The 16,305-nt window shown below is 41.8% G+C and carries 15 protein-coding genes; 9 read left to right on the plus strand and 6 right to left on the minus strand.

Annotated elements, in window-relative coordinates:
* Window positions 1-218: 218 nt before the first annotated feature.
* Window positions 219-647, minus strand: a complete 429-nt coding sequence (locus tag F7734_RS42025) for a type II toxin-antitoxin system VapC family toxin (protein WP_155750328.1) — start codon at window positions 645-647, stop codon at window positions 219-221.
* Window positions 644-913, minus strand: coding sequence for a hypothetical protein (locus tag F7734_RS42030; protein WP_155750329.1), 270 nt, complete (start codon window positions 911-913; stop codon window positions 644-646). Before F7734_RS42030 ends, F7734_RS42025 begins: the two co-directional genes overlap by 4 nt.
* Window positions 914-1,041: 128 nt before the next feature.
* Between F7734_RS42030 and F7734_RS42035 the strand changes: the two genes are divergently transcribed.
* The 3 genes from F7734_RS42035 to F7734_RS42045 all read left to right on the plus strand — a co-directional run bounded on the left by F7734_RS42035 (window position 1,042) and on the right by F7734_RS42045 (window position 5,099).
* A complete protein-coding gene (locus F7734_RS42035; RefSeq protein WP_155750330.1) occupies window positions 1,042-1,293 on the plus strand; it encodes a type II toxin-antitoxin system MqsA family antitoxin in 252 nt (83 codons plus the stop codon).
* Between the two features lie 166 nt (window positions 1,294-1,459).
* The gene (locus F7734_RS42040) at window positions 1,460-1,900 is read left to right on the plus strand and encodes a serine/threonine-protein kinase (RefSeq protein ID WP_347566371.1); all 441 of its coding nucleotides are present in this window, start codon (window positions 1,460-1,462) and stop codon (window positions 1,898-1,900) included.
* 1,006 nt (window positions 1,901-2,906) lie between these two features.
* On the plus strand, window positions 2,907-5,099 hold the full coding sequence (locus F7734_RS42045; RefSeq protein ID WP_155750331.1) for a transglycosylase SLT domain-containing protein: 2,193 nt from the start codon (window positions 2,907-2,909) through the stop codon (window positions 5,097-5,099).
* A gap of 185 nt (window positions 5,100-5,284) precedes the next feature.
* Here the strand turns inward: F7734_RS42045 and F7734_RS42050 are convergent, their stop codons facing one another.
* Entirely contained in the window at window positions 5,285-10,381 is a 5,097-nt protein-coding gene (locus F7734_RS42050) for a WD40 repeat domain-containing protein (RefSeq protein ID WP_166482485.1), read from the minus strand.
* A complete protein-coding gene (locus F7734_RS42055) occupies window positions 10,360-11,688 on the minus strand; it encodes a P-loop NTPase fold protein (RefSeq protein WP_155750333.1) in 1,329 nt (442 codons plus the stop codon). Before F7734_RS42055 ends, F7734_RS42050 begins: the two co-directional genes overlap by 22 nt.
* A 419-nt stretch (window positions 11,689-12,107) precedes the next feature.
* Here F7734_RS42055 and F7734_RS42060 point away from each other — a divergent pair, with 419 nt between their 5' ends.
* Window positions 12,108-12,701 carry a hypothetical protein gene (locus F7734_RS42060; RefSeq protein ID WP_155750334.1) on the plus strand — a complete coding sequence of 198 codons (594 nt, stop codon included), beginning with the start codon at window positions 12,108-12,110 and terminating at the stop codon, window positions 12,699-12,701.
* Window positions 12,658-12,948: an ankyrin repeat domain-containing protein gene (locus F7734_RS42065; protein WP_166482486.1), complete on the plus strand. Its 291-nt coding sequence runs from the start codon at window positions 12,658-12,660 to the stop codon at window positions 12,946-12,948. Before F7734_RS42060 ends, F7734_RS42065 begins: the two co-directional genes overlap by 44 nt.
* A 158-nt stretch (window positions 12,949-13,106) precedes the next feature.
* Here F7734_RS42065 and F7734_RS42070 read toward each other — a convergent pair whose 3' ends face one another.
* Entirely contained in the window at window positions 13,107-13,337 is a 231-nt protein-coding gene (locus F7734_RS42070; protein ID WP_155750336.1) for a hypothetical protein, read from the minus strand.
* A 466-nt stretch (window positions 13,338-13,803) separates the two neighbouring features.
* Between F7734_RS42070 and tatC the strand changes: the two genes are divergently transcribed.
* Together tatC and F7734_RS42080 are read left to right on the plus strand one after the other, a co-directional pair.
* A complete protein-coding gene (tatC, locus tag F7734_RS42075) occupies window positions 13,804-14,646 on the plus strand; it encodes a twin-arginine translocase subunit TatC (protein ID WP_155750337.1) in 843 nt (280 codons plus the stop codon).
* Window positions 14,643-14,978 carry a tRNA-binding protein gene (locus tag F7734_RS42080; RefSeq protein WP_155750338.1) on the plus strand — a complete coding sequence of 112 codons (336 nt, stop codon included), beginning with the start codon at window positions 14,643-14,645 and terminating at the stop codon, window positions 14,976-14,978. Before tatC ends, F7734_RS42080 begins: the two co-directional genes overlap by 4 nt.
* 60 nt (window positions 14,979-15,038) lie before the next feature.
* Here the strand turns inward: F7734_RS42080 and F7734_RS42085 are convergent, their stop codons facing one another.
* Entirely contained in the window at window positions 15,039-15,347 is a 309-nt protein-coding gene (locus F7734_RS42085) for a DUF3067 family protein (protein ID WP_038089740.1), read from the minus strand.
* 223 nt (window positions 15,348-15,570) lie between these two features.
* Here F7734_RS42085 and petC point away from each other — a divergent pair, with 223 nt between their 5' ends.
* Both petC and F7734_RS62455 read left to right on the plus strand, forming a co-directional pair.
* A complete protein-coding gene (gene petC, locus F7734_RS42090) occupies window positions 15,571-16,110 on the plus strand; it encodes a cytochrome b6-f complex iron-sulfur subunit (RefSeq protein ID WP_155750339.1) in 540 nt (179 codons plus the stop codon).
* Window positions 16,101-16,305, plus strand: a 205-nt coding sequence (locus F7734_RS62455) for a hypothetical protein (RefSeq protein ID WP_207714334.1), incomplete at its 3' end; no start/stop codon positions are given. The genes petC and F7734_RS62455, both read left to right, overlap by 10 nt.

Consider the following 16,305-nt stretch of genomic DNA (forward strand, 5'->3'; position numbering starts at 1 on the left):
TAGCTTATCACACAATCTGCTTGGCGATCCGATCGCTACTCTTGGTGGAGTAAACTGCAACAAGAAGCGTGGCGCGCTCTAGATCAAGCGTTATAGCAATCCTAAATCATTTGTAAAATTCTCTCTTCTCTCTTCTCTCTTTTCTTCGTGCTCTTTGCGTCTTTGCGGTTGATAATTTTTACCTATCAAATAGGATTGCCATAGAGCCATTAGCAATTTCAAGATACCAACTTTACCCAAGGAAACATAGCTTGTACGGAGTTAACTAGTCGCCTGTCTGATGTCCAAAACTCGCATTGCAATCGTTGCGCTAACGCTAGATAATGGGCATCATACGTAGCAGATAGTCTCAGACTTCGCGCTATCGTTAAGGCTTGTCTGTGTAATTCCGCATCACCATAAAGTCTGATATTTAAATTTATTGCCTCAGCCAAAGCTCGATCTGCCTCTTCTGGTAGGATTTGCCCTGCAACAGCAGCTCGATGCAACGCATTGCTAAGTTCATAATAAATTAAGGTTGGTGCAACAATTGTGTACTCTGACTCTAGCCAATGATTCCACAATTCCCTGACTTGCAACTCTGTCGTAATTCTAGAAAACAAACGCACGATCAAATTGGCATCAACACAAACTAAAGTTAATGTCATTTCGCCTCTGATTTGGGAACGGAACTACGCATAAGTTGATCGTGTTGCTCATTACGTTCTTCTCTTGTTTGCCGGATATAATCTTCTAATGGTGGGTCAAATGGCTGTCCTTCACGACGAGCGTTGATTTTGTCTCCCAACTCAATCAACCTTTGGAAAGCTGCTCGTGCGTCTGATTTTTTCAGTTTTTCATCTAAAAACATTCGCTCTTCTTCGGAGAGAGACTGGATAATTTGCACTAGAGAATTTACCAGTTGTGTATTCATGGCTTCAACGCACAGTTTAATTCTGCTCAACAGAAAATGGGATGGAAGTGGAAGTGGTTGCCAAACTTGGTTTGACAGGAAAGTTAGTTATCATCACAGTATATCAGGTATAAGATGGGGAAATTTATATGAAATGCGATTTTTGTGGAAACCAAGAAGTACAGATTCGCAAAGTTGCGAGGACTTATGGTAAAGGTGAAGACTTACTAGTCATTGAAAATATTCCTGTCATTAGTTGTCCTCATTGTGGTGAGAGTTATCTCACAGCAGAAACTTTGCATGAAATTGAAAGAATTAAAAGTAATCGGCAAAGTTTGGCTGTTGCACGTTTTGTAGAAGTAGCTAATTTTGGTGAAGAAAATCCGCCTGTTGCTGTATAACCTGTTCTGGGATTTAGTCGCCTAAAAAGTGACACGGGCGTTTTCGATAACTGGTTCAAGAATTGAGTATGGGATCGGGCTATAGCGATTCCTACATTCGTAAGGTACACTGAAGAAATAATTAACCGCAGCCTGTAGCGGATGGACGATTCGCAGTTATAGCATTATCCAACTATTAGGAAAGGGTGGTTTTGGAGAGGTTTATTTAGCACAGCATAATCAAACAAAAAATTTTGTCGCACTGAAGGTAATGCTACCTGCTGTTGCTGCAAATGACTGGGCTATACAAATGTTTCTGCGGGAAACAGAAAATACTAAAGCATTGCGACATCCTCATGTTGTGAAATTGCTTGATTATGGTTACTCCGAAAGCATTTTCTTTTTTACAATGGAGTATTGCGAGGGTGGTACGGTTGAGGATTTAATGCGGCGACAGGGAGGACGATTATTGGTAGATATTGCCATACCAATTATTTTCCAAGTTTTAAATGGTTTAGAATATGCCCACAACGCAGAAATTCCTAATGTCAAATTGGGTAATGGTGGATTTGGTAAAGGTAGGGGTTTGGTTCACCGCGACCTGAAACCAAGTAATATTTTCTTGTGAAGTGTAGTAGCAAAGGGGGCAGAAAAAGATTTCAGACCCATCATTGCCACCTGCTCAAACTCAGGTTCAATGCTTCATCCGTACAAGCAATGTAATATTTCAGTTCACGCATATCTATGTCCTCTCAACGAAAAAGCCTACTGTGCGTAATGAGACGATCGATCTCTTATATACTACAATATACTACCAATTCCCACGCGTCCCCAGTTACGCGATCGCTTCGGCGCAAGCCTCCCCCGGCTTATCGCACTCACCTTCATTCCCCATGCCATAAGTTATCTATAACTCATAGTCACTCCGTCGTGACACTTCCGCCTGTGGGTTCGCGCATTTATACGTACTTTATAATTTCCACTATTTGATGTAATCAACGTAGTATGAGCTAGTTACATACTTCGTTATATATTACATATCCAGTACAAGTCCTGTCCCACTTGAAAATTACTTATTTGAATGAACCGCAAAGACGCAAAGAGCACGAAGGAAGAGGAGAAGAAAATCGGTAATCTTGTAGCGGAAAGGGAGTAACTATCAATAAGGCTAAACGACGTTCACCAGTAGATACGTCAACTTGATACCGACATCATCGCTCTGTAGAAGTTTAGAATATACCATCTTTAAATCTCAATGGCAACAAGATTAGAATCTGGCGTAATGTAACAGACAAGAAAACTCACCTTTGAGTCAAATGGCAACCTCCTTTTTCTTCCCCCTAAAGAAGGATTTTCTGCCTTATATAAGGAAGAAAGGGGTATGTGTGTGAGAGTTTGTAGCAAATGCGCTTACAACTTTTGCTTTCACAGAATATAGCCAAACCTATACTGTACAAGCAAAGAGAAAAATAAAAATGCCAAATTTTTAACTTAAATGGCTGGAATTCCCATCCAGAAAAGAGAAAAGCCATAACGCTCCCCAAATTAGGAATACAAAAGTTAAAAGTAGCGACATTGTCCGCAAGTGATGCTAGAGTTGCTAGAAATTCATGTGAAATTTTCAGCGGGTATCAATGCTGAAGCAGCGACAAAAGAAAAAATATATCCCTCTCATTGCGGGTGCTGGATTGTGTGCCTTCCTAGCAGGTGCAATGGTGTCCGCGCCTCAGTTTAGTAAATCCTTTGGGTCTTGGCTGCGGTTTACTAAAAATTCAACTGAGCAGCTTTCAGAAGTTAGCACGGCTAACTCCGCCGTGCTTCCACTGGTGTCACAGTCCCCACATGAACGCAGTGCAAAACTGGAGGCTCTTGCAAAGGGGCAGGACTTGCAAGACCGAAATCGCGCTCGTTATCTTTTGGCTAGCGATTTGATTGAAAAGAAGCAAGCCAAAGCAGCGCTACAGTTACTAGAAGGGCTAGAAAACGATTATCCACGTCTAGCATCCTATGTTTTGCTGAAACAAGCACAAGCACAGGATATTCTTGGGGAGGAAGGCAAAGCCTCGGATTTGCGGCAAAAGGTGGTGAAAAAATATTCTAAAGAACCTGCTGCTGTTAAAGCTCTATACCTGATAGCAACACCTGAATATCAAGCTCAAGCCATCGAGCAATTTCCCTCAAATCCTCTAAGTTGGGAGATTATTCGCCAGCAGTTGCAAGAAAATCCACTTCAGCCCCAATTGCAGCTGGCTTTGGCAAAACACGCCTATGACCAACCAGGAATCTTGCCCGTACTAGACCAGTTGGCAAATGACTCTACCCTTAAACCTGAAGAATGGGAAATCGTGGGCACGGCATACTGGGAAAATAGCGAATTTTTCAAAGCTGCAGAAGCTTATACTAAAGCCTCTCGGACACCTCGCAATCTCTACCGTGTGGCACGGGGATATCAGGTAGGTGGAAAACGTTCAGAAGCAATTGCTGCCTATCAACAACTTGTTAAAGCATTCCCTGATGCTGAAGAAACTGGGAATAGCTTACTGCGTCTGGCAGAAATGGCACAAGTCCGTAAGGATGGGATACCTTATCTTGACAAAGTCATCAGTAAATTTCCTGAGAAAGCAGGTGAAGCACTGATGGAAAAAGCCAAGATTCTACAGGCTCAAGATCCAAAGGCAGCCAATCAAGCATTACAGTTGCTGATTACCAAATTTGGCAACACTGAAGAAGCAGCAGAGTACCGTTGGAAAGTCGCCCAAGAAAAAGCCAAAGCCAAAGATTTTAATGGTGCTTGGCAGTGGGCAGGACCAATACCTATTAATAACCCTAACAGTATTTTGGCTCCCAGAGCTGGTTTTTGGGTTGGGAAATGGGCAACAAAAATAGGAAAAGGTCAGGAGGCGAAAAAAGCTTATGAGTATGTTATTAACCGCTTTCCTTACTCTTACTATGCATGGCGATCAGCTGCAGTTTTGGGTCTGAATGTTGGTAGTTTCAATAACATACGCAATCTCGACCCGAAAGTTGTCCCCTATCAACGGACTGTACCAACTGCAGGTTCGGAAACTTTTAAGGAATTGTATTTACTCGGTCAAGATCGCGATGCTTGGTTGCAGTGGCAAACTGAATTTGTCAATAAAATGCAGCCAACAGTAGCAGAGCAATACACTGAAGGTTTGATGCGGTTGGCAAAAGGCGAATATTTAATCGGTATTGACAAAATTTCTAGACTGGAAGACAGGGAAAAACCACAAGAAAAAGCTGAATATCAGGATCTCAGCAAGCAAGTTAGTTACTGGCAAGCCCGTTATCCATTACCATATTTAAAGGAAATTGAACAGTGGTCGGCAAAGAATGAGATAAATCCCGTACTAGTTACTGCCTTAATGCGTCAAGAATCTCGATTTGAGGCAAAAGCCCGTTCTGTAGCTGGTGCTACTGGTTTAATGCAGGTCATGCCAGACACAGCTAAGTGGATTGCTCCACAAATTAAAGCAGATAGCAAAAAAATTAAATTGGAAAACCCCAATGACAATATTATGTTGGGGACTTGGTATTTAGACCATACCCACGAGCAGTATAAAGATAATTCTATGCTCGCGATCGCCAGTTACAATGCAGGTCCGGGTAACGTTTCTAAGTGGCTGCAAACTCTACCAAAACAAGATCCAGATGAGTTTGTAGAAGCAATTCCCTTTGATGAAACCAAAAATTATGTGCGTCAGGTATTTGGTAACTACTGGAATTATCTACGGCTTTACAACCCTGAAATGTCCCAGTTAGTTGCAAAATATTCATCAGAGCATGCTCAGCTATCAGCACGTTAAGCAACCCCCCCCTCGTTTTAAGCAACCCCCTCCTCGTTCCCAGGCTCAGCCTGGGAATGACTTGAGGGAGGCTCCGCCTCCAGTATTGGATAAGTCGAGGCGGAGCCTCGGTGACTGCATTCCCAGGCTGAGCCTGGGAACGAGATGTGCCTCCTCTGCCGTGTGCCGTGTGCCCTCTGCCTTCTTTAATCAGGGCAAAACTTGCGCTCGTCGTTTGTCATTTGGGAAGAATCCTTGAGCAAATCACAACCCATAAGTAGCAAATTTTGCAATGTTATGTCTTCTAAATTACGTAAAAACACTGTACCACTGGCACTACCAAAAGCGATCGCTTTATTGCGAGAACTTAAACTAATGCTGGTGAGGTAATCCTTTTCCTTTAAACTTATTTGTAATACCCCTTCACGATTCCAAAGCTTCACTGTTTTATCTTCACTCACTGAGGCAAGTAATTCCCCATCACGACTAAAACTGACTCCAGTCACTGCATCTCTGTGTCCCCATAAAGTTTTGAGCAACTTACCATTACTGCTCCAAAGCTTCACCGTGTTGTCTTCGCTAGCCGACGCAATTTTACTGCCATCGGGAGACCAGGCTACACTATAAACTGCATCTCGATGTCCCGACAAAGTTTTGAGCAACTTACCATCACTGCTCCAAAGCTTCACTGTTTTATCATCACTAGCTGATGCTAGTAACTCTCCATTGGGACTGAAACTCACCCAATTAACAACACCTTCGTGTCCCGACAAAGTGTTTGACAGTTTACTACCGTTCTGACTCCACAATTTTACAGTTTTATCCTTACTGCCTGAGGCAATAATATTTTGAGGACTCCAAGACACGCTTAAAACCGTATCTTTATGTCCTGATAACGTATTGATAAGCGTACCGTCACGTTTCCACAGCTTAACTGTTGTATCCGTACTCGCTGAGGCAAGCATATCCCCTTTTGGGCTAAAACTGACACCCCAAACACTATCCTTATGATCCTTCAAGATATGAAGTAGTTTCGCTTGTGAATTCCAGATTCTTACTGTTTTGTCAAGACCAGCAGAAGCAATTAAATCACCCTGAGGCGAGAAACTGATACTAGTCACGTCCCCAGTATGATGTTCAAACTTGGACTTCAGCAAATCCTGCAATTTCCAAAGTTTAACTGTTGTGTCCCGACTTCCAGAAGCTAGGGTTTTGCCATCAGGGCTGAAATTGACACTATTAACCCAGTCGCCATGACCCTTAAAAGTTCGTAATAGAATTCCGCGATCGCGACTCCAAAAATTGATTGTCTTGTTGGTACTTGCTGATGCTAGAATCTGACCATCAGGGGTAAAAGTTACGCTTGTAACTTTATCGTTATGCCCAGTGAAGGTTCTTATCGATTTACCTTCCCAACTCCAAAGTTTAACACTTTTGTCCAAACTAGCTGAAGCAAACACCCTTCCATCTGGTGACCAAGCGACACTCCTCACAGCATCGTTATGGGCTGGTATGGTTTTCAACAGATTGCCGTTTCGACTCCAAAGGTTTATCGTTTTATCCGTACTGGCTGAAGCAAGGGTTTGACCATTAGGCGACCAAGCTACACTTAAAACAGCATCTTTATGACCTAACAGAGTCTTTTGAAGTTTACCATCCCGATGCCAAAGTTTGATGGTGCGATCGCTACTAGCTGAGGCAATCATTTTATCATCGGGAGTAAAACTGACACTATTAACGACTCCTTGATGCCCTGCTAAGATTTTTACCTGTTTGGTGTTTGGATTCCAAAGTTTTACAGTTGTGTCCTGACTGGCAGAAGCTACAGTTTTACCATCATGGCTAAAACTCACGTTATTCACAACGTCAGCGTGTATGGGTACGACTTGATACTCTTGAGAGTTGGTATGCCAGAGTATCATGTTACTATCTGCACCTGCGGAGGCTATTATCTTACCATCGGGGCTAAAATTAACGCTATTGACACCCAAACTATGCCCCTGTAAGCGTCGGCTTGCTCTTTCACCCCCAGAAAAAACCAGTTGATAAAGCGTTCCCATTACCTGCGATCGAGTATCTGCATCTGGAAACATGGCATTTTGCTGTTTTCTGCCTGCTTTTAACCCTTCTTTCAAGGCATCTATATCTCTTCCTGCGGTTAGGAGTACTTCACTCGTTGCACTAATAGCTCTAATTTCATTAACGAGCGCTTGTCTCCATTGAAAGGCTGAAATAAAAGAGGTTGTGAACGCTACTATAAGTATGACTGAACCAGCCAGTGCTATTGTCAAAGAACGATTGCTTTTTGCCAGTTCTGCTTGTAACTTTTGCTGTTGCAGTTCTGCATTCAGTTGCTCAATTTCAATCTGACTTTGTGTTTCTCGTTTGCGTAGCTCTTTTAATTCTGTCAGTAAATCCAAACCTTTTTCCGGTTTGCTACTGACCTGTTGAAATTGCTGCTGTTTTTTCTTAAGTTGGCTTTTTAGCTGGTAAATCTCTGTTTCCCTTTGCTGTACTTGGCTGCGTAACTCTTGCAGTTGTGTTTGTAAGTTCAATTCTGCTTGTTGCAGATAACGAATTAAATCTACTAAATAATCATGAATTAATTGATAGCGGCGTTCGGGTTGGTCGGGAAAGAGCACAACCAATCCAGAACGCACTAAAATTTCTAAAACTAACTCCAATTTTTCTTGATGTTCTAATTCGGCTAGCTGGGAAGCTAATTCACCATAAGTTTTGTAAGGACGCTTTTTGTTTTCGTCTGTTAACAAGTACAACACCAGTAAAGCTGCTCTTTCATTTTCTGGGCCGCATTCTTTGATGAGTTCTTGTATATATCGCTCGATGAGTTTCCCCGATGTAAATTGCTGGTATTCTCTCAGCGTTGTTATCCTCTCATCTTGCAGTTGCGATCCCACAACTTGCAACTCAATTGGACGCACTTCTCCTAATTCTGTTGATAAATCTTGTACGACAGCATCAATCAAAGCAGGCTCTAAATAAAAATGCGATCGCTCTGTTAACTTTAAGATAAAATTTTTAGCATCCTCTTGGGCAAAGTTTTTTAACTGATAGCGGATATTTTTGTCTAAAATATTATTGTTAATCTGGTCTTGTTTAGCCAAATGCTTAAATTCTAACAACCGATGTAAATAATCTTCTCGGAGAGAAAATATGATTTTTACAAATGGTATATTGAGGCAATCGCAAATAAATTTATCAAAATGTTGCAGATTGTTATGTTCGGGACAGCTAAAGAAAAACTCTTCAAACTGGTCAAAAATTAAGACGGTAATCAAATGATTCTTAGCATTTTTTTGTAATTGTTCCAAAATAGAATTTTCCGAGCTAAGCGTCACAGGCTCCAATAAAACAGCACTTGCTCCACGTTGAATTTGAAGTTGCGCCTCTGTTAAAGATTTTCCTAATTCCCGAACCCAATGAGTGTAAATTCGCAATACAACAGGGACAGCAATCTGGTCGCCAATAGCTCTGTTTTGCAGTGCAGGAACTAGCCCCGCAGTTACAGTAGAACTTTTACCCACACCAGATTGACCGTGAATAATTGTCAGTTTTCGATCCGGACGGCTAATTCTACCAATTAAGCTATCAATATCTCGCTTGCGACCGGAAGCATCAATTTCCAAAGCAATGCTAGTACTTGCTGTACGTAAATCCAAGGTAGGTTTTGTCGCAGGTCTCAGGGGTTGCAGGCGACCTGCGCCAATAAAAGCACGCAAACCATACTGCTGCTCGACCGAACGCCGTTTTTGCCTGATACAGAAGGCTTCTAAATACTGACCAGACTCAAAGTAGAGCGATCGCATCTTCCGCAAAAGGCGAATATAACGATGAGCATCGTACCGATGGTCGCTGCTTTCTAAAGCAGTTTCCAACTGGCGGTTTGCCGTTTTTAAGCGTTTTTGAGCCTTTTTTTTCTCCCCCAAATGCAAGAGTGCTTGAGCTAACACTAATTGAGATATTTGCTTTAAAAGCAGTGGAAACAAACTTAGGTGGCGATCGCAATCTTTTCTTGCTTTTGCCAAGCAAGACAAGGATGCTTGTGCAAGCTGAGTTGCCTTTTCCCACTGTAACTGCTCCATAGCGACCTCAGCCAAAAAACTATAGTCACAAGCTAATTGAATTTGAGTTCCATAGATTCTGTGTAAATCTAAAGATTTTGTGGCAACTTTTTGTAACTCCTCCCAATCATGCAAAATTTCCAACACTTCACTCAGTTGAGCAAGACATTGAGCCACGATCTCTTCACGTCCAACCACTTCAAAAACATCAAGGCATTGCTGGAAATAAGATTTAGCTTCTAGCCATGGGAGAGGGTTTTCTGAATGATGCCGTTCAGCCAAACGGAAATAACACGATCCAATATGGAATAGAACGATTCCGTAACGGAAAAGATAGGGGGACATGGAAGACATGGGGGACATGGGGGACATGGGGGACAAGGAGGACAAGGTAGAATTTTCTCCCTTGTCTCCCCCCTCTCCCTTGTCTCCCTTGTCTCCCCTTACATGCTCGTGCCAAAATTGCAAGCTTTGCTGAAAATGTTCCAACGCCAAATCTATGCGATCGCTAACATAATCATCCAAACCAAAAACAAATTCCAGACTGGCGTTCAATTCCGGATCTAACTTAATACCCCGATTTTGCAAATCTTTAACAGCACACAGGAATTCATCACTGCTATACTCAGAAACCAAACCCAAAGTCCTATTACCATAAGTCACTTGGGGTTCTGCTTGTTGTGTAGCATTGGTATTGAGAATTTCCGCAAAGAGAGAATCAGTTTTTTGTTGTAGAAATTCAAGCAACTCCTCAGTTGTCAGTTCAAATCTAATAGGAGTAGCAGCCCAACTCGCAAAATCTGGAGCCAAGCGCACTATTTTTTGCAGTACCTTGTCATTCACCCAAAAAACCATAGGAAAATGATGCCGTTTGCGGAACTCATCCCGCACGTGATTGATGGTAGTCAGCAGATCATCCAGTGCGTATACTGACTCTAAACCCAAAACCATCAATACCAACGATTGCTCGCGAGCAACTTGTAAGTGGAGTTTTGTATAAAGAGTGGTTGTGTTAGGCGGAACCACTAGCTTTTCAATCTGGTATGCTTCCGAAGAAATTTCTAAAAGTCTTTGCAGCATTCGCTCTTGCAAAGCTTCATAGTTACAGCAAGTCAAAACCAGCGAGAATTGACCTTGAGAGAGAACAATAGCTCGCCTTAAATTCATTAAGGAACGTTCATTAGCCGCAATGAAATCCATTAGTGGGTATCCTTCAGCCACGAGCGAAATTTTGGCGTTTCTGCTAAAACTGGGTTAAGAGCAAACCAGACTCCTTGATGGTCGCGGTATTCAAAAACAAAAAGACTTCGCAACAACGTGTGATACTCTATATCACCTCTTACCCTTTGCTGTTGCACGACTTGAAAGATTAATTCCCACTCTTCGGAGTCAATTGGGTTGGCGCGGAAATCGCGATGTCTTTGAATCACCAGTTCCAAGCATTCCCGTTCAAAGGGTGGATCTTGTTCTCTCAAACAATCATACAGCAGTCCCAGTAAATCCCGCACGTGACCACCACTAATTAGACACAGCCTATCTAAAGTTTCCAAAGAATCAAACACTTCTGCGATCAAATTTAACCTATCTGAAGGATGAATGTCTGGAAAAGCTCTAGCTAGTACCATCTGTCTCATCAAATCCAGTCCTTGAGCATTAATTTCTCCAGAACGCATCCGTACAGGTATCATAGGCAAGACTTTGGGAGCCACACCGCCCCCCAAGCGATGCTGTAGTTCGGCACTATCGTTAGAGAACGTTAAGGCAAGAGGAATAGTGTATACTAAATGACAATTGAGTTTGCGTAACTGTTCGCCTCGGTCAATAAATAAGTACTCCGGTAAAGACCGTCCGGATGGTAAAGGTCTTAGGGCTACCCGATCCAGGTTATCGACAATGACAACCAGCCCTTTTTTACCCCGATCTTTGAGTTCTTTCTTTGCACGCTCAAGCAATTCCTCATTAATTGATTGTAAAATATTTTCCGTTCTCGGTTCTAAGTAGTCTCTCAAGCGACGCCGTAACTTGGGGCTTTCTTTTGTCTTGGCTGTAATTTTGGCAATACCTACAGATAACTCTCCTTGTACCTCCAGATCGATAGGGGTTTGCAGAAAATCTACAATATCCGCAAACAACTTAGCAAAATATCCCGGTTTTATGTGGAGATTCATCGCTTCAAGGCTTTCACTGACCTGACCGACAATTGCTAAGAAAATATCCGTCACATCCATATCTACCATTTCCAAGACATGGGTGGACTCAAAATATACAACATGAAATTTTTCTTGCTCTAACTCGGTTTTTAGCCGCAGCAACTCCGTTGATTTTCCACAACCAATATGCCCTGTAAATAGCTGACAGGTTGGTGTATCCGGAGATATTCTCGTAATTGTACGTTGCAGTGCTTCTATAATCTTGCCACCTCGCACAGAAGTAAAATCAATATAGTATCGGCGATCGCTCGCATTTCCCATTATGAGAGGTCGGCTCGGATTGGAGGCTTGGTAAAATCTTTCTAAATCTAGAAGCATAATTTATCGAATTCGTTTATTGAATTATGAGTAATTTCATAGCTTTGAGATCCCCCACCTCGTTCCCAGGCTCCGCCTGGGAATGCCTTAGGGGAGGCTCCGCCTCCTGTATCAGATCGACTCACAAGGCAGAGCCTCGCATACTGCATTCCCAGGTAGAACCACCGGCTCGAGAGAACGAGAGAGTACAGGATGAGGGGTGTTACCCCCCATTGACCAGCTGTATCCCTTAAGAAGTCGGGGTTCTGACACCACTAGCTTGTGATAATTTGTACTTAACTGTTGCTGCAATTTCACTTTAAGATACAGAGTTCCTCTAAGGTCTTCCGGATATTCCCGTAGATATATCGAGCGCTATAATAGTGAGACGATTAAAACTTCAGCAAAAAAATTAATTCTGTAGCAAAAGTAACCAAATTATGAGTGCAGACCCAGTTTGGTGCTTGTTGAGAGTACAGCCAACAGATGTTCTCAATGTCAAAAAAGTATTTGAAAAAGCCGTTGAGCGATCGCATATCTCTAGTCAGTTACAAAATTTTCTCCAAAAGAGGGCTGAATATGAGAGCAAATTCTATGCCCAAGATAAAGAGATCTTCAACCATTATTTTCCCAAGGCTTTTGTTAACAAACAGCAAACACCAGATGCCTTTGATTGGGATGATATATATAATGCTTACCATCTTTTCTTTCCACGTGCATTTGTAGAAATCTTTGATAATCTTTTTATAGGTGAAGCTCCAATTATTTCTTTAGCAATGAGTCAAGCCTTATTAGAGCTAGTTATAACTAATCGTGTGGGTGCGCCCGAAATGTTGTGGGGTGGTTTAGGTTGGAAACGAGCAAGTAGACTTCCAGGATATCTAGGCAATATGTTTGTACCGCCCAAAGATGTTGCTGTTGTTTTAGCCACCATTGAAGAAGTTTTTCAAGAGGTACCAACTCATAAATTTATTCAAGGAGTTTCTGCAATTGGATCGCGAGGAAACTCTAGGTATTTTTCAAGCGTTACTTAACGCTGGCTCTGATATTAATGGTAGTTCAAGTAGGGGCGAGACCGTTTTGATGTTAGCAATCTTTAAATTAAATGTAAAAGCTGTTCGGCAATTGCTCGAACTTGGCGCTGACTGTAATGTTAAGGATATAAACGGATACACGGCTCTTGCGATCGCAAGAGAACTATTCAAGCAAGGATTTTTTGATGGTACAGAGATACGAGAGATAATTCAACTTTTAGAAAGCTATGGAGCAACTGAAAACTAACCAAGGTTATAGTTTTTAAGAGATTGATAATTATTTTTATGAAAAACTCCGAATAAAGCGTGTTTCCATAGCCTTATAATCTCCCGTGTGAGGAAATATGCCGAGAAAAAACAGTTGAACAAATGACCAATGACACTTGACCAATAACAAATGACATATTAACGTTTACAGTTACCAGCACGAAGACAATCGGCTCTACGCTCATCTCTAGCAGAGAATAAGAAATTTAGCTCGTGGTAAGAGTTGATGCTACTCATTATGGAAGCCGTTCGGGCAAAACCTTGATATTTGAAAGTTTGCTTTTCAGTATTATTACTGGCAGAACTTTGACCTATATTGCCCAGAAAAACAGAAAATGAAATCAATCCCACACAAATTGTTTTACTCATACAAGCCTCCTTTAGAAATGGTTAATTAAGTTAAAGCAGATGCAATTTTTTATAAAAGTTTAGTTAAAGCTGTTTGTGTCCCTTTTTCATGAATTAAGTCAATACTTCTTAGAGGATTTTTGAAAAGTGGTTGGCTGTGATTTTTATCGCATTATTACCCCCCTTAATCCCCCCTTATAAAGGGGGGAAATAAGAGAAATCTAGTTCCCTCCCCAATCCATCGGGGAGGGTTAAGGTGGGGTAATCAATCATGACTTTTCAAACATCCTCTTAGGGTTGTTGACTTTATTCTCAAAAGTGAGTTCCACCTTTTAAAGGTGCTACAGTTATGCACACAATTCCCCCTATTAAGGATTCAAGCAAAATTCCCAAGTAACCGGAAAAAGACAGCAAAAGTATCAAAACAACAACAGATAGCGCCTTTCCCAGATACAATAGTTAGTAGGTAATGCCATTTTTCGGATTCATGACGCCTTCTCAAGACGTAGAAACCCAAGAGCAGTTCGACGAACCCTGGGACTCAGACCAGGGAACTGCTTCAACTTCCCCTAGTGTTAACCTCCAAGAAGACGATGGCAATTCCGATCTCGATCCTCTTGATGAGTTACCCGGTGAGGTCGAGATGTCTCTGTTTGACCACTTGGAGGAGTTGCGACAGCGCATTTTTTACTCTCTAGCATTTGTAGCCGTCAGTGCTGTTGGTTGCTTTGTTGCAGTTAAACCCATTGTCCGGTTACTAGAAGTCCCAGCACAGGGAGTAAAATTTCTCCAACTTGCGCCAGGAGAATATTTTTTCGTGTCTGTCAAAGTCGCAGGTTATACAGGGATACTACTTGCTAGCCCCTTTGTGCTCTACCAAATTATCCAGTTTGTTCTTCCAGGGCTGACTCGTCGGGAACGACGGTTGCTAGCACCTGTGGTTCTGGGTTCAAGTGTTCTGTTTGGAGCGGGGTTAGTATTTGCTTATTTATTACTCATACCAGCTGCTTTAAAATTCTTTATCAGTTATGGTGCAGATGTTGTAGAACAACTCTGGTCTATTGATAAATATTTTGAATTTGTCTTGTTGCTGTTATTCAGCACTGGATTGGCATTTCAAATTCCTGTCATTCAATTATTGCTTGGGAATTTGGGAATTGTTTCTTCTCAACGAATGCTTTCCGGTTGGCGTTACGTTATTTTAGGAGCAGTGGTTTTAGGAGCTGTTCTGACACCTTCCACAGACCCTTTAACTCAAAGTCTTCTAGCAGGAGCAGTTTTGGGGCTTTACTTTGGTGGTATAGGTCTAGTTAAGCTGACTGGGAAATGACCGAAATTACATACGAGGACTTTGAGAAAGTAGACATTCGTGTTGGCAAAATTGTCATAGTAGAAGATTTTCCCAAAGCACGAAAACCAGCTTACAAACTTTGGATCGATTTTGGCGATCTGGGCATAAAAAAATCGAGTGCTCAAATCACCAAAATTTATCAGAAAGAAGATTTAATAGATAAGTTGGTGTTATCAGTGACCAACTTTCCTCCCCGACAAGTTGCTGATTTTATGTCTGAGGTTCTGGTTTTAGGGGTAATCACAGAAAATGGTGAAGTGGTACTGGTACAACCTGACCGAAATGTACCTCTAGGGAAAAAAATCTCATAAACGAAAATGTATAATATGTCACTGTGGGTGGAGACCTGAGATATATATTTGGTTGCAGAATTACACGAGCCATTCTGTAGCACGCTCACCCAAGTCTAAAGGAATGCTAACAGCTTTGCCAAGTCGGGGGCGCTCTCGTGTCTCGCGAATAAACATTTGTACCTGTATAGCTCCCCCTAGGTTATCCAAATAGCTAGCAACGCTCTCTAGATGCTCTTCGTACTCGGCTTCACTCAAAGGAAAAGAAGCTTGCTCTAAGTATTTCCACATGATTTGGAGAAATATTTTACCTTGTGTCCGACGTAACTGGACATCATATGAATGTCCCCACTTCTCAAGCAGCAGTTGACGTAATTCCTGTCCTGTCATAGTTCTTCTCAAATATTTTTACATTTAGTTATGATGTTAAGTTCCATTACTCCAGTATGATAGGACTATAAAGAAATGTAATGCTACTAAGAAAGATGCTGAAAACATCTTTAGTGAAGCAAGTTTCAGCGTCATTATGAGCATTAAATCTTTACTCGATAGGGTTACCTTTTGAGTAAAAATGTCACATTTGTTAACAACATACACGAAGAACGCGTAGGTTATGGCTCAATTTTCTGAATCAGTGGACGTTCCCGATATGGGGCGTCGTCAATTCATGAATCTTTTGACTTTTGGAACTGTAACCGGAGTCGCTTTGGGAGTCTTGTATCCCGTTGTCAAGTATTTTATTCCCCCAGCAACTGGCGGTGCGGGTGGTGGAACAACCGCAAAAGACGAGCTGGGGAACAATGTCAGCGTGAACAAGTTTTTAGACAGCCATAATGTAGGCGATCGCGTTCTGGTTCAGGGACTAAAAGGAGATCCTACCTATATTGTGGTAGACAGCAAAGAGGCGATTAGCGATTACGGTATTAACGCCGTGTGTACTCACTTGGGTTGTGTTGTGCCTTGGAATACAGCAGAGAACAAGTTTAAGTGTCCCTGTCACGGTTCCCAGTATGATGCTACTGGTAAGGTAGTGCGCGGTCCCGCCCCACTATCATTAGCGCTAAGTCATGCAAAAGTGGAAGATGACAACATTGTTCTAACTCCTTGGACTGAAACAGACTTCCGCACCGGTGAAGACCCCTGGTGGGCATAAAAATTTTAGATTGTAGATTTACGATTTTGGATTCAAATTTAAAACAATCTAAAATCAAAAATTACTCTTTAGATTGTAGTGGCGATTTTGGGACTCAGATCCAAAATCCAAAATCCAAAATCCAAAATCCAAAATCCAAAATCCAAAATCCAAAATCCAAAATCCAAAATCAAAAATCAAAAATCAAAAATCAAA

This window comes from Scytonema sp. UIC 10036 (genome assembly GCF_009725235.1).